11 protein-coding genes are annotated in these 12,848 nt (G+C 63.6%); 7 read left to right on the top strand and 4 right to left on the bottom strand.

Going from position 1 to position 12,848, the window contains the following annotated elements; all coding sequences use genetic code 11:
• Positions 1 to 330: 330 nt before the first annotated feature.
• Complete coding sequence (locus tag AWB82_RS04750) at positions 331 to 1,875, bottom strand: YifB family Mg chelatase-like AAA ATPase (protein ID WP_086966008.1); 1,545 nt, start codon at positions 1,873 to 1,875, stop codon at positions 331 to 333.
• Positions 1,876 to 1,971: 96 nt separating this feature from the next.
• The gene (locus tag AWB82_RS04745; RefSeq protein ID WP_086966007.1) at positions 1,972 to 2,238 is read right to left on the bottom strand and encodes an accessory factor UbiK family protein; all 267 of its coding nucleotides are present in this window, start codon (positions 2,236 to 2,238) and stop codon (positions 1,972 to 1,974) included.
• A 392-nt stretch (positions 2,239 to 2,630) separates the two neighbouring features.
• Here AWB82_RS04745 and AWB82_RS04740 point away from each other — a divergent pair, with 392 nt between their 5' ends.
• From AWB82_RS04740 to ptsP, 7 genes are all read left to right on the top strand, one after another.
• Complete coding sequence (locus AWB82_RS04740; RefSeq protein WP_014190273.1) at positions 2,631 to 2,969, top strand: P-II family nitrogen regulator; 339 nt, start codon at positions 2,631 to 2,633, stop codon at positions 2,967 to 2,969.
• A gap of 31 nt (positions 2,970 to 3,000) precedes the next feature.
• A complete protein-coding gene (locus tag AWB82_RS04735) occupies positions 3,001 to 4,473 on the top strand; it encodes an ammonium transporter (protein WP_086966006.1) in 1,473 nt (490 codons plus the stop codon).
• Positions 4,474 to 4,799: 326 nt separating this feature from the next.
• Positions 4,800 to 6,089, top strand: a complete 1,290-nt coding sequence (gene gshA, locus AWB82_RS04730) for a glutamate--cysteine ligase (protein WP_086966005.1) — start codon at positions 4,800 to 4,802, stop codon at positions 6,087 to 6,089.
• Positions 6,090 to 6,141: 52 nt separating this feature from the next.
• Positions 6,142 to 7,098, top strand: a complete 957-nt coding sequence (gene gshB, locus AWB82_RS04725) for a glutathione synthase (RefSeq protein WP_086966004.1) — start codon at positions 6,142 to 6,144, stop codon at positions 7,096 to 7,098.
• 286 nt (positions 7,099 to 7,384) lie between these two features.
• Complete coding sequence (locus AWB82_RS04720; RefSeq protein ID WP_086966003.1) at positions 7,385 to 7,873, top strand: PTS sugar transporter subunit IIA; 489 nt, start codon at positions 7,385 to 7,387, stop codon at positions 7,871 to 7,873.
• Between the two features lie 36 nt (positions 7,874 to 7,909).
• Complete coding sequence (locus AWB82_RS04715; RefSeq protein WP_086966002.1) at positions 7,910 to 8,179, top strand: HPr family phosphocarrier protein; 270 nt, start codon at positions 7,910 to 7,912, stop codon at positions 8,177 to 8,179.
• Positions 8,180 to 8,401: 222 nt separating this feature from the next.
• Positions 8,402 to 10,162, top strand: a complete 1,761-nt coding sequence (gene ptsP, locus AWB82_RS04710; RefSeq protein ID WP_086966001.1) for a phosphoenolpyruvate--protein phosphotransferase — start codon at positions 8,402 to 8,404, stop codon at positions 10,160 to 10,162.
• Position 10,163: 1 nt separating this feature from the next.
• Here the strand turns inward: ptsP and AWB82_RS04705 are convergent, their stop codons facing one another.
• Entirely contained in the window at positions 10,164 to 10,913 is a 750-nt protein-coding gene (locus AWB82_RS04705) for a HesA/MoeB/ThiF family protein (protein ID WP_086966154.1), read from the bottom strand.
• Between the two features lie 102 nt (positions 10,914 to 11,015).
• A complete protein-coding gene (locus AWB82_RS04700; protein ID WP_086966000.1) occupies positions 11,016 to 12,599 on the bottom strand; it encodes a S41 family peptidase in 1,584 nt (527 codons plus the stop codon).
• Positions 12,600 to 12,848 lie beyond the last annotated feature (249 nt).

The raw sequence follows: 12,848 nt of genomic DNA, 5'->3' as shown, positions 1-12,848 counted from the left end.
TCGGAATTAGCCGAAGGTTCTTCATAAGTTAACGCGCTAATCCACGGATTCATATGGACTTTTTCCACTATCCACAATGTCTGTGGATAACTTTGTGGAAAACAATGTGTGGTAGCGCTCAAAAGCCCATTTCAAGCCGTTTACGTTAGTTTGCCTTCGTTCGCGGCAAGTTAAATAGTTCAATAAAATCAATGGTCTGTGAAATTAGCTCAAAACCAGGGTTTGATCAGACGAGAAAGTGCCCCGGATCGCTTCAGTGTGAATAAGTCAAGTCTTGACAAGCAATTTTCCGCTTAGCAGAGCGCGGGCCAGTGCCCGTCCACACTGGCTTCACGCGATCGACAGCGCTCGCCGGTACTGAACGGCTTCGGCGACATGGGACGTGTCGGGCATCTCGGCGCCGGCGAGATCGGCGATCGTCCGCACGACCTTGAGCACGCGGTAGTAAGCCCGCGCGGACCATCCGAAGCGTTCGCTCGCGGTGCGCAGCAATGCTTCGCCGGCGGAATCCGGGCGGCACACGGCATCGGCCTCGCGGCCGCCGAGATCGCGGTTGATCTTGCCCTGGCGCTGCGTCTGTATGTCGCGGGCCGCCGCGACTCGCGCGGCCACGATGGCGCTCGACTCGCCGCGCTCCGTGCCGCGCGCCGACAGTTCCGCGGGCGATAGCGCCGGCAACTCGATCTGAATATCGATACGGTCCATCAGCGGACCCGACAACTTGCGCAGATAGCGCGCGGCGACATCGGGCGAGCAGCGGCAGCGCCCGCTCGGGTCGCCGCGCCAGCCGCACGGACACGGATTCATCGCGGCGACGAGCTGGCACGCCGCCGGAAATTCCGCCTGCTGCGCGGCGCGCGAAATGGTGATCTGTCCGGCTTCGAGCGGCTCGCGCAGGGTTTCCAGCACTTTTCGGTCGAATTCGGGAAGCTCGTCGAGAAACAGGACGCCGAGATGCGCGAGTGTGATCTCGCCCGGTTGCGGCGGATTGCGCCCGCCGACAAGCGCCGCCGCGCTCGACGAATGATGCGGCGCGCGAAATGGCCGTCGCCGCCATTGCCCGGGCGTAAAGCCGAGCGAACTCGCCGAGAGGATCGCGGCGGAGGTGAGCGCTTCGTCGTCGTTCATCGACGGGAGCAGGCCGGGCAAGCGCGCGGCGAGCATCGACTTGCCCGCGCCGGGCGGCCCGACCATCAGCAGATGATGTCCGCCCGCAGCCGCCACTTCGAGCGCGCGGCGGGCGGCGGGATGGCCGATCACGTCGGCGAGATCGGCGGCGGGCGCGGCTGTCGGGGAAAGCGGCGGGGCCTGCACCGGTCTCAGCCGCGCATCGGGGACGTTGTTCAGATGGGCGCAGAGCGAGGGCAAGTCCGCCGCGCCGAAGACCTCGATGCCCGGAACCAGCGCCGCTTCGGCCGCGCTCGCCAGCGGCACGTAGATTTCCGGAATTTGCGCGGACGCGTCGCCCATCGATGCGTAGTGGCGCGCCGCGCCGCAGACCATCGCGAACGCGCCGCGCATCGGACGCAGCGCGCCCGTCAGCGAAAGCTCTCCGGCGAACTCGCGATGTTCGAGCGATTCGGCCGGAATCTGACCGCTCGCCGCCAGAATGCCGAGCGCGATCGGCAGATCGAAACGGCCGGTTTCCTTCGGCAGATCGGCGGGCGCGAGATTGACGGTGATTCTGCGGACGGGGAAATCGAAGCCGCAATTCTGCAGCGCGGCGCGCACGCGCTCGCGGCTTTCGCGAACTTCGAGATCGGGCAGGCCGACGATGGAAAACGACGGCAACCCGTTGGCGAGATGGACTTCGACGACGACTTCGGGCGCGCGCCCAGGAGCGGGCGCGCGGCTGCGTACCACGGCAAGCGACATGATTTCACCTGAAACGGCGCAACGACCGCGCCGGCAATAAAACTAGAAACTCACGGCTCGCTAGCCGAGGTATGCGATAGACGCGGTGCTGGCGCCTTAGTCTTGTGCGGCCGGGCTTCCGCCGCCGGCGAGACGTTGCTCCAGTTGCGCGACGCGCTTTTCGAGTTCTTCGAGACGCGCGCGGGTGCGCACGAGCACCTGCGTCTGCGTGTCGAATTCCTCGCGCGTCACGAGATCCAGCTTCGAAAAGCCTTGCGAAAGCATCGCCTTCATATTCCGTTCGACGTCCTTCGCAGGCGAATTCTTGAAGAGGTCGCTCATCTTCTGCTGTAGATCGTTGAAAACGTCGTTGGGCTGCTTCATTGTTTCTCCCTTCTTGCACAAAAAAAGTGCATCCGTTGTTAGGTCAGTGCCCCGAATTATCGAATGTTCGAAATTGGTGCGCGCCGCCGAGTGAGCCGACGCGTCTCGAAGCACCTTTTAGGCGCCGCGATTTTAGCGCTGCGCGCCCTCGCGTTGTCCGCCCATGCCCGTTTTTGCGGGACCTCGGGACCACTCTAGCAACGAACCCACCCCGACGCCAGCACGCACGGCGCGCGTTAGCCGTTCGGCCGACCCCTCGCGCGATCGTTTCGCGAAATCGCGCAAAGCCCCATGAATACTCGCATGGCATACGAGTTGCATAAGTGGCGCGACCTTTTCTGCACGCTTCAATGAACGGCATCGAAGGATCAGCACACCACAGCGAGGGATACATGAAGCTCATTACCGCAATCATCAAGCCGTTCAAGCTGGACGAAGCGCGTGAAGCGCTGTCGGCCATCGGCGTCTCGGGCATCACGGTGACCGAGGTGAAAGGCTTCGGCCGACAGAAGGGTCACACCGAGCTTTATCGGGGCGCGGAGTACGTCGTCGACTTTCTGCCGAAAGTGAAGATCGAGGCGGCCGTGTCGGACGACATCGTCGATCAGGCGATCGAAGCCGTCGAACGCGCCGCGCGCACGGGAAAGATCGGCGACGGAAAGATCTTCGTCACCGCGATCGAACAGGTCATCCGCATCCGCACCGGCGAGACCGGCGCCGACGCGCTCTAAAAAGAAATTGGCGATAAGAGGAACCAGAAGAATGCGTAACTTTTTGATGTCCCTGTTGGTGGCGGGCGCGCTGATCGGCGCGAATGCCGGCACCGCTCTCGCCCAGGATGCGTCCGCTCCGGCCGCTGCCTCGGCGCCCGCGGCCGATGCCACGGCAAGCGCACCCGCCAGCGCCAACACGGCGATGGCGTCTTCGGCTGAAGCCGCGTCCGCTGCGGCCGCCGCTTCGGGCGCGTCGGATGCCGCGCCGGCCGCGCCGACCGAGCCGGTCATGATCGATTCGTCGAAGATCAGCTCGGGCGACACCGCCTGGATGCTGACCTCCACCGCGCTCGTGCTGTTCATGACGGTTCCGGGCCTCGCGCTGTTCTACGCGGGTATGGTCCGCAAGAAGAACGTGCTCGCCACGGCCATGCAGAGCTTCGCGATCTGCTGTCTCGTGACGATTCTGTGGACGGTCGTCGGCTATAGCATCGCGTTCACGCCGGGCGGCTCGTTCATCGGCGGCTTCTCGCGCGTGTTCCTGCACGGCATGGCCTACATCAAGGGCGACAAGGCGACGACGCTCACCGTGAGCCACCTCGCCACGACGATCCCCGAGTCGGTCTACTTCGCGTTCCAGTTGACCTTCGCGATCATCACGCCGGCGCTCATCACCGGCGCGTTCGCCGACCGCATGAAGTTCTCGGCGATGCTCGTGTTCATGACGCTGTGGTCGCTGATCGTCTACTCGCCGGTCGCGCACATGGTCTGGGAACCGACCGGCTGGCTGGCGGCATCGGGCGTGCTCGACTTCGCGGGCGGCACGGTGGTTCACATCAACGCCGGTATCGCGGGCCTGATGTGCTGTCTCGTGCTCGGCAAGCGCGTGGGTTACGGCCGCGAAGTGATGGCGCCGCACAACCTCGTGCTCTCGCTGATCGGCGCATCGATGCTGTGGGTGGGCTGGTTCGGCTTCAACGCGGGTTCGGCGGTCGCGGCTGACGGCCGTGCCGGCTTCGCGATGCTCACGACGCAGATCGCCACCGCGTTCGCCGCATTCGGCTGGATGTTCGCGGAGTGGATCACGAAGGGCAAGCCGTCGGTGCTCGGCATCATCTCGGGCGCGGTCGCGGGTCTGGTGGCAGTGACGCCGGCTTCGGGCTTCGTCGGCGTGACGGGCGCGATCGTGATCGGCATCGTCGCGGGCGTGGTCTGCTTCTGGTCGGCGACGTGGCTCAAGCACAAGTTCAACTACGACGACTCGCTCGACGCGTTCGGCGTGCACGGCGTGGGCGGGATCATCGGTGCATTGCTGACCGGCGTCTTCGCGGTGAAGGACATCGGCGGCTTCGACGGCAGCGTGCTCGTGCAGGCGAAGGGCGTGATCGTCACGCTCCTCTACAGCGGCGTCGTCAGTTTCGTGTTGCTGAAGGTCATCGACATGACCATGGGCCTGCGCGTCACGGAAGAACAGGAACGCGAAGGTCTCGACGTCACGCTGCACGGCGAGCACGTCGAGTGAGTTTTACGCCGCAACCGGCGCGCCGCGAGAGGGCGCGCCGGATTGCGGGCAACGAACGAGCGCAGCGACTTCGCCCGCCTTCATGGCGGGCATTTTTTTGGCTGCGATTTGTGTCGGGGTTTCGTCGAACGAAGGCGGGCAATCTATCGGATCGCCAGGCGCAAACGAGCGCGGAAACCGCACGGAGACGGCCGGGAAACCTTGTCAATTGGCGGTTCATACCCAGTTAGGCAAAGCAATTGCTCTACAATCTTTTCTCCTCGTGCGACCGGAGTGGGCGCGTTGGCGCCGTGCTCCGGTCTCATGCAACGCACCGCGAGTAATACATGGTTCCGCACCTTGTTACGGCGTTAAGTGGCCCGCTGCTCGATCTCGAACGGAAGATCCTTGAGGCCATGCCTGCTATCGAGCGCTGGTTCCGGCTCGAATGGCAGGAGCACACGCCGCCGTTTTACTGTTCCGTCGATCTGCGCAACGCGGGGTTCAAGCTCGCGCCCGTCGACACGAATCTCTTTCCCGGCGGTTTCAACAATCTGCCGCAGGAAGTGTTGCCGCTCGCGGTACAGGCGGCGATGGCGTCAATCGAAAAAATCTGCCCGGACGCGAAGAATCTGCTCGTCATTCCCGAGCGCCATACGCGCAACGCGTTCTATCTGGAGAACGTTGCGCGTCTCGCGTTGATCATGCGGCAAGCCGGGCTCAATATCCGCTTCGGCACGCTCGACGAGAATATTCACGGTCCCGTGACCATCGCGCTCGCGGATGGTCAGAAGATCGTGCTGGAGCCGCTCGAACGCACGCCGCGCCGCCTCGGGCTGAAGAATTTCGATCCCTGTTCGATCCTGCTCAACAACGATCTTTCGGCCGGCATTCCGCCCGTGCTGGAAAATTTGCATGAGCAGTATCTGCTGCCGCCGCTGCATGCCGGCTGGGCGGTGCGCCGCAAGTCGACGCATTTCTCCTGCTACGACGATGTCGCGAAGAAATTCTCAAAGCTCGTCGAGATCGATCCGTGGATGGTGAATCCGTACTTCGCGCACGTGGAAGGCGTCGATTACGAAGCGCGCACGGGCGAACAAGCGCTCGCCGAGGCCATCGACGGCGTGCTCAAGAAGATCGCGAAGAAGTATCGCGAGTACGGCATCAGCGAGCGTCCCTATGTCGTCATCAAGGCGGACGCCGGCACCTACGGCAAGGGCGTGATGACCGTGCACGACGCGAGCGAAGTCGCCGCGCTGACCAAGCGCGAGCGCAGCAAGATGAACGACGCGAAGGAAGGCCTGCAAGTCCACGACGTGATCGTGCAGGAAGGCGTGCATACCTTCGAGCGCGTGGAAAACGCGGTCGCGGAGCCGGTCGTGTACATGATCGACCGGTATGTCGTCGGCGGTTTCTATCGCGTGCACGAATCGCGCGAGCGCGATCAGAACCTCAACGCGCCGGGCATGCATTTCGTGCCGCTCGGCTTCGAGCACACGGCTCTTCCCGACACGCACGCCAAGCCGGGCGCGGCGCCGCCGAACCGTTTCTACATGTACGGCGTGGTGGCGCGGCTCGGGCTGCTGGCGGCGTCGCTCGAACTCGAAAAGACCGATCCGGAAGCGATTCAGGTGTGAAATAGCGGCTTGCGGTAAGCTCGCAGGCCGCGCACCGTACTAGCGAATTAACATGAACATCCTCTTTATCGCCGACCCGCTCGATCGCTTCAAGATCTACAAGGACACGACCTACGCGATGATGGCCGAAGCCGCGCGGCGCGGCCACGTGCTCTACGCGTGCGAGCCGCAGCATCTCGCGTGGAACGGCGCGAAGGTCGAAGCGAGCGCGCGGCGCATCGCTATCGTCGGCGACGAGGCCAACAGCGACCGCTTGCCGTGGTATGCGGCCGAGCAGGCCGAGCATCTGTCGCTTACGCATTTCGATGCCGTGCTGATGCGCAAAGACCCGCCGTTCGACCTGGAGTACGTGAACGCCACGTGGCTGCTGGAGATTGCCGAGCGCAACGGCGCCCGCATCTTCAACAAGCCGCAGGCGATCCGCGATCACTCCGAAAAGCTCGCCATCGCGGAATGGCCGCAGTTCGTCACGCCGACGCTCGTCACGCGCGACGCCGCGCGCCTGCGCGCCTTCCATGCCGAACACGGCGACGTGATCCTGAAGCCGCTCGACGGCATGGGCGGCATGGGCGTGTTCCGCGTCAAGGCGGACGGGATGAATCTCGGCTCGATCGTCGAGATGTTGTCCGAGGACGGCGCGCGCACGGTGATGGCGCAGAAGTTCATCCCGGAAATCACGGACGGCGACAAGCGCATTCTCGTGATCGGCGGCCAGCCGGTGCCGTATTCGCTCGCACGCATTCCGCAGGGCAGCGAAGTGCGCGGCAATCTCGCGGCGGGCGGCCTCGGGCGCGCGCAGCCGCTGTCGGCGCGCGATCGCGAAATCGCCGAAACGCTCGGGCCGGTGCTGCAGGCGCGCGGCCTGCTGCTCGCCGGTCTGGACGCGATCGGCGACTATCTCACCGAAGTGAACGTTACGAGCCCGACGTGTTTCCGCGAGATCATGGATCAGACCGGCTTCGACGTCGCGGGCACGTTCATCGATGCGCTCGAACGCGCGGTGCACTGAGTCCGCCCGCGCACGGAACGCGCGCGGACATCGCGCCAAACTCAGCTCGGCAGGACTGTTAGAATTGTCGTCCCGGCGCTTGTTTTTTGGGGCGCAATCGCGTCTCAAAGTGCGATTAAGCATCGAGGCGCAGGCTACGGGTAATGGCGCTGGAAGGCGGTTGATTTACTCCAGACCGGCGCCCATTTAAGCGTTGTGTTCCGCGCCGCTCGCGCGCTTTCGAGCGAACTCCGACGTATTCGTCTGATTATTCGTCGCTGAACTGTCGCTGAGGCAATTTCCTGACATGGCTGGCATTCTGATCATCGCGCACGCACCTTTCGCCACCGCGCTGCGCGAGTGTGTGGCTCATATCTACGGCGGTCTGCCGGCGCGCATCGGCGTCATCGACGTGATGCCCGACTGCGATCCGGTCGAGGTCCGCGCGTTCGCGCGCTCGGAAATCGATCGTCTGAAGGAAGACAACGGCGCAATCGTGCTCACCGACGTATTCGGCGCGACGCCCGCGAACATCGCGGCGAGTCTGCACGATACCGACGTGCGCGTGCTTGCCGGCTGCAATCTGCCGATGCTCGTGCGCGCCGTCTGCTATCGCGCGACGCCGCTCGACACGCTCGCCGAAAAAATTCTTCAGGGCGGCTCGAAGGGCATCCAGGAACTGGATTCGTCCACGCCGCTCAATCCCTGCGCACTCGCGACGAAGGCCGCCGGCTCGCCCGATCCGGCATGCTCGGCGAGCGCCGATCTCATCAGCGCCAAAGCCGCGAGCCACTGACGCCGCTCATTTCATTCATCTAGCGTTCGGAGCATCATGCTGCAACAAGAAACAACAATCGTGAACAAGCTGGGGCTCCACGCACGCGCTTCGGCCAAGCTCACACAGCTGGCGGGCAACTTCCAATGCGAGATCTGGATGAGCCGCAATGGGCGCCGGATCAACGCGAAGAGCATCATGGGCGTGATGATGCTGGCGGCGGGAATCGGCAGCACGGTGACGATCGAAACCGAAGGCGCCGACGAAACCGAAGCAATGCAGGCGATCCTCGCACTGATCGCCGATAAATTCGGGGAAGGGCAGTAAGCGCTTCGCCGCCGTGCCCGTTCAATGAAAAGCCGCGCATCGACGCGGCTTTTTCGTATCCGCATCACGCGTTCGCGTAATGCCGTGCAACCGTGCCGGCCCTGACATGACCGGGTGTTCAGGGACTTGTCGGCACATTCGAACTTATAATGGACGCGCGGTTTGTGCCCGTCGAGGGGGCTCCCGGCAGACCGCGACAATCAAAAACGAGAGGAGGAGCGCGTGTCCTTCACGCTGCATGGAATTCCCGTATCGCGCGGCATCGCCATTGGGCGCGCGTATCTGATCGCGCCGGCGGCGCTCGACGTAGACCATTATCTGATCGAACCCGATCAGATCGACGCGGAAATCGCCCGATTTCACGTGGCGCAGGCGGGCGTCTGCGGCGAGCTCGCAGCGCTGCGCGACGATCTTTCCGCCGACGCGCCCAGCGAAATGGGCGCGTTCATCGACGTCCATACCATGATCCTGAACGACGCCATGCTCGTGCAGGAAACCATCGACCTGATTCGCACACGCCGCTACAACGTCGAGTGGGCGCTCACCGAACAACTCGAAATTCTCGGCGGCTATTTCGACGAGATCGAAGACGAATATCTGCGCGAGCGCAAGGCGGACGTCGAGCAGGTGGTCGAGCGTCTTCTGAAGGCGCTCGCGGGCGCGCCGACGGCCGCGTCGCTCGTCGTGCACACGGCCGCGAGCAACGGGCACAACGAGATGATCGTCGTCGCGCACGATATCGCGCCGGCGGACATGCTCCAGTTCAAGACGCAGGCGTTCAAGGGCTTCGTGACCGATCTCGGCGGCCGCACCTCGCATACGGCCATCGTCGCGCGCAGCCTCGGCATTCCGGCGTCCGTCGGCGTGCAACAGGCGAGCGCGCTGATCCGCCAGAACGATTTGATCATCGTCGACGGCGATCATGGCATCGTGATCGTCGATCCGGCGCCGATCGTCCTCGAAGAGTATTCGTATCGCCAAAGCGAGAAATTGCTGGAGCAGCGCAAGCTCCAGCGCCTGAAGTTCTCGCCGACACAAACGGTCTGCGGCACGAAGATCGAGTTGTGCGCGAACATCGAGTTGCCGGACGACGCGCAAGTGGCGGTCGAAGCGGGCGCGATGGGCGTCGGCCTTTTTCGCACCGAATTCCTCTTCATGAACCACAAGGATCAGTTGCCGGAGGAAGAGGAGCAGTTCGAGGCGTACAAGCGCGCGGTCGAGCTGATGAACGGCAAGCCGGTGACGATTCGCACGATCGACGTCGGCGCCGACAAGCCGCTCGATTCGATGGGTAGCGGCGATGGCTACGAAACCGCGCCGAATCCCGCGCTCGGTCTGCGCGCGATCCGCTGGAGCCTCTCCGAGCCGCAGATGTTCATCACGCAACTGCGCGCCATTTTGCGGGCATCGGCGTTCGGCCCGACCAAGATTCTCATCCCGATGCTCGCGCACGCGCAGGAGATCGACCAGACGCTCGATCTGATTCGTGAGGCGAAGCGTCAACTGGACGAGGAAGGCGTCGCATACGATCACCAGATTCAGGTCGGCGCGATGATCGAAATTCCCGCCGCGGCCATCGCGGTGCGGCTGTTCCTGAGCCGGCTCGATTTTCTCTCGATCGGCACGAACGATCTGATTCAGTACACGCTCGCGATCGACCGCGCCGATAACGCCGTCGCGCATCTGTACGATCCGCTGCATCCGGCGGTGCTGAATCTGATCGCGTTCACGTTGCGCGAGGCGAAGCGCGCGGGCGTGCCGGTTTCGGTGTGCGGCGAAATGGCGGGCGATCCCTCCGTTACGCGCTTGCTGCTCGGGCTCGGACTCACCGAATTCTCGATGCATCCGAGCCAGTTGCTGATCGTGAAGCAGGAGATCCTGCGCTCGAATCTGAAGGCGCTCGAAAAGCCGGTCGCGGATGTGCTCGCCGCTTACGAGCCCGCGGAGTTGCAGGCGGCGCTCACGGCGTTGCAGAAGGTCTGATTCAGCGCGCGCCGCAGACCGGGCAATCCGGCTGCCGCGCGATCCTCATCGTGTTCCATTCCATGCGCAGCGAGTCGAGCATCATTAGCCGGCCCGCGAGCGTTTCGCCGAAGACGCCGATCACGCGCAGCGCCTCCGCCGCCTGCATCGCGCCGATGATGCCGACCGTCGGCGCGAACACGCCCATCGTCGAACAGGCGACTTCCTCGAACGGCTGATCCGGCGGGAACACGCACGCGTAGCAGGGCGAATCGGGCGAGCGAAAGTCGAAAGTGCTGATCTGCCCGTCGAAACGCAACGCCGCGCCCGACACGAGCGGCACGCGATGCGCGACGCAAGCCGCGTTGATCGCGTGACGCGTCGAGAAATTGTCGCTGCAATCGAGCACCACGGATTTGCCGGGCACGTTGATGTCGAGCCACGCGGCGTCGGCGCGCGCGTTCACCGCGATGACTTCGACGCCCGGATTCAGCGCGTTCAAAGTCTCGCGCGCCGATTCCACCTTGGGCGTTCCGACCGCGCGCGTCATGTGCACGATCTGCCGCTGCAGATTCGTGAGATCGACGGTATCGGCATCGACCAGCGTGATCTTGCCGACACCTGCGGCGGCAAGGTACATCGCGGCGGGCGCACCGAGCCCGCCCGCGCCGATGATGATCGCGTGCGCGTCGAGAAAGCGCTGCTGCGCCTCGATGCCGATTTCATCGACGAGGATATGGCGGGAATAGCGAAGGAGTTGATCGTCGTTCATCGCGGAAAGAATCGGCTTGCTCGAACGAAGCATTCTAAGCGCGCAAAAGAGAAAAGGCTTCGCAGCGTCATGCTGCGAAGCCTTTGCAGGACTACGGGAAAATTACTTCGACTGCTGCGCGGTCGGCGCCGAAGCCGGTTGCGCGCCCGACGCCGGCGCGGAACCCGGCGTGGCCGGCAGCGCGGGCGGCGCGACAACGGGCGCGGAAGCCGAACGGGCCGGCTTGTTCTGCGCGAGCTTGCGTTCGCTGTACGACTTCGACTCGGCGACCGGCTTGCCTTCGAGCTTGTTCAAGGCTTGCTGGAGCATGTAGTCGTCCGAGCTGCCGAATTCGACCGGCTTGCGTTCGCGATCCTTGCGGCGCTGCTCGGGCGTCTTCTTGTCGTTCTGCTCTTCGAGAATGCGCAGTTGCTCCAGGCGATCCGCCTCGCGCTGTTCCTGCTCCTTCTTCTCGTTCGGGTCCTGCGTGTTCGCGAGGTGGTTCGAATAGTCCACTTCACGCGTGACGAGCGCGTCGTCCGGATCGCCGTCCGCGTATTGATCGACCGGCACGTCCGGGCGCACGCCCTGGTTCTGGATCGACTTGCCGCTCGGCGTGTAGTAGTAGGCCGTCGTCAGGCGCAGGGCGCTGTCGGCGGTCATTGGACGCACGGTTTGCACCGAGCCCTTGCCGAACGTGGTCTTGCCGACGATCAGCGCGCGATGATGATCCTGCAGCGCGCCCGCGACGATCTCTGACGCCGATGCCGAGTAAGCGTTGGTCAGCACGACCATCGGCACCTTCTTGAAGATTTCCGGCACGCTCTTCAACGGATCGGAATCGAAGGACGGCAGACGATAGTTGTCGTAGGTGTCGCGGAAGGTTTGCTTCGCGTCCGCGATCTGGCCATTGGTCGACACGACCACCGCGTTATCCGGCAGGAACGCGCCCGCGACGCCGACCGCGCTTTGCAGCAAGCCGCCGCCGTTGTTGCGCAGATCGAGCACGAGGCCCTTCAGATTCGGTTGCTGGCGCGCGAGATCCTGCAGCTTCGCGGCGAGATCCGGCACCGTGCGCTCCTGGAAGCTCGTGATGCGGATGTAGCCGTAGCCCGGTTCGGGCACTTTCATCTTCACCGACTGCACGCGGATCACGGCGCGCGTCACGGTGAGCGGGAATGTGCGGTCGTCGCTCTTGCGGAAGATCGTGAGCGTGACCTTCGTGCCCGGCTCGCCGCGCATCTGCTTCACGGCCTTGTCCAGTGTCATACCGCGCACCGGCTTGTCGTTGATGCGCGTGATGAGGTCGCCCGGACGAATGCCGGCGCGGAACGCGGGCGTGTCTTCGATCGGCGAAATGACCTTGATCAGGCCGTCTTCCGAAGAAATCTCGATGCCGAGGCCCGCGAAACGGCCCTTGGTCTGCTCCTGGAGTTCTTCGTAGTCGGTCTTGTCGAGATAGGACGAGTGCGGGTCGAGGCTCGACACCATGCCCTTGATGGCGGCGGTGAGGAGCTTTTTATCGTCGACCGGTTCGACGTATTCGTGCTTGATCTGACCGAACACTTCGGCGAAAAGCCGCAATTGTTCGAGCGGCAGAGGCGAGGAAGCAGCTTGCTCTGCGGATGCGGAAATCTGCAAGGTGGCGAGTGCGCCGGCAGCAACGCCGACGGCTATCAGGCCGAAATTTTTCAGGTTCTTTCGCATAGAGTGCGGTCGGAATCGGATGGGCTGCATCGTAAGTGTGACGGGCCAGTATACCCGCTCGCCTTGATCGACGAGTTAAACGCAACTTAAATGCCTGAAGCTCGCACGCCTTGAAGCGTAGGCTCGCGCACGTTTCGACGGGATTCTGTCGATGCCGCTCGCGCTTGGTCAGCCGCGCGCCATGAACGACGAGGGCGCCTGTCACGGCGCCCTCGTCAGGCGGAAACGCCCGCCGGACCGGTTGTGAAA

The sequence above is a fragment of the Caballeronia glebae genome, from assembly GCF_001545035.1.
In the GTDB taxonomy this organism is placed as follows: Bacteria; Pseudomonadota; Gammaproteobacteria; order Burkholderiales; family Burkholderiaceae; genus Caballeronia; species Caballeronia glebae.
The sequence above is the reverse complement of the archived record's forward strand: the minus strand, read 5'-3'. Positions and strand labels throughout refer to the sequence as shown.

Excerpts from the sequence above, each read along its gene's own strand:
- AWB82_RS04750 (WP_086966008.1), bottom strand. The coding sequence starts at position 1,875 with ATGTCGCTTGCCGTGGTACGCAGCCGCGCGCCCGCTCCTGGGCGCGCG.
- AWB82_RS04745 (WP_086966007.1), bottom strand. The coding sequence starts at position 2,238 with ATGAAGCAGCCCAACGACGTTTTCAACGATCTACAGCAGAAGATGAGC.
- AWB82_RS04740 (WP_014190273.1), top strand. The coding sequence starts at position 2,631 with ATGAAGCTCATTACCGCAATCATCAAGCCGTTCAAGCTGGACGAAGCG.
- AWB82_RS04735 (WP_086966006.1), top strand. The coding sequence starts at position 3,001 with ATGCGTAACTTTTTGATGTCCCTGTTGGTGGCGGGCGCGCTGATCGGC.
- gshA (WP_086966005.1), top strand. The coding sequence starts at position 4,800 with ATGGTTCCGCACCTTGTTACGGCGTTAAGTGGCCCGCTGCTCGATCTC.
- gshB (WP_086966004.1), top strand. The coding sequence starts at position 6,142 with ATGAACATCCTCTTTATCGCCGACCCGCTCGATCGCTTCAAGATCTAC.
- AWB82_RS04720 (WP_086966003.1), top strand. The coding sequence starts at position 7,385 with ATGGCTGGCATTCTGATCATCGCGCACGCACCTTTCGCCACCGCGCTG.
- AWB82_RS04715 (WP_086966002.1), top strand. The coding sequence starts at position 7,910 with ATGCTGCAACAAGAAACAACAATCGTGAACAAGCTGGGGCTCCACGCA.
- AWB82_RS04705 (WP_086966154.1), bottom strand. The coding sequence starts at position 10,913 with ATGAACGACGATCAACTCCTTCGCTATTCCCGCCATATCCTCGTCGAT.
- AWB82_RS04700 (WP_086966000.1), bottom strand. The coding sequence starts at position 12,599 with ATGCGAAAGAACCTGAAAAATTTCGGCCTGATAGCCGTCGGCGTTGCT.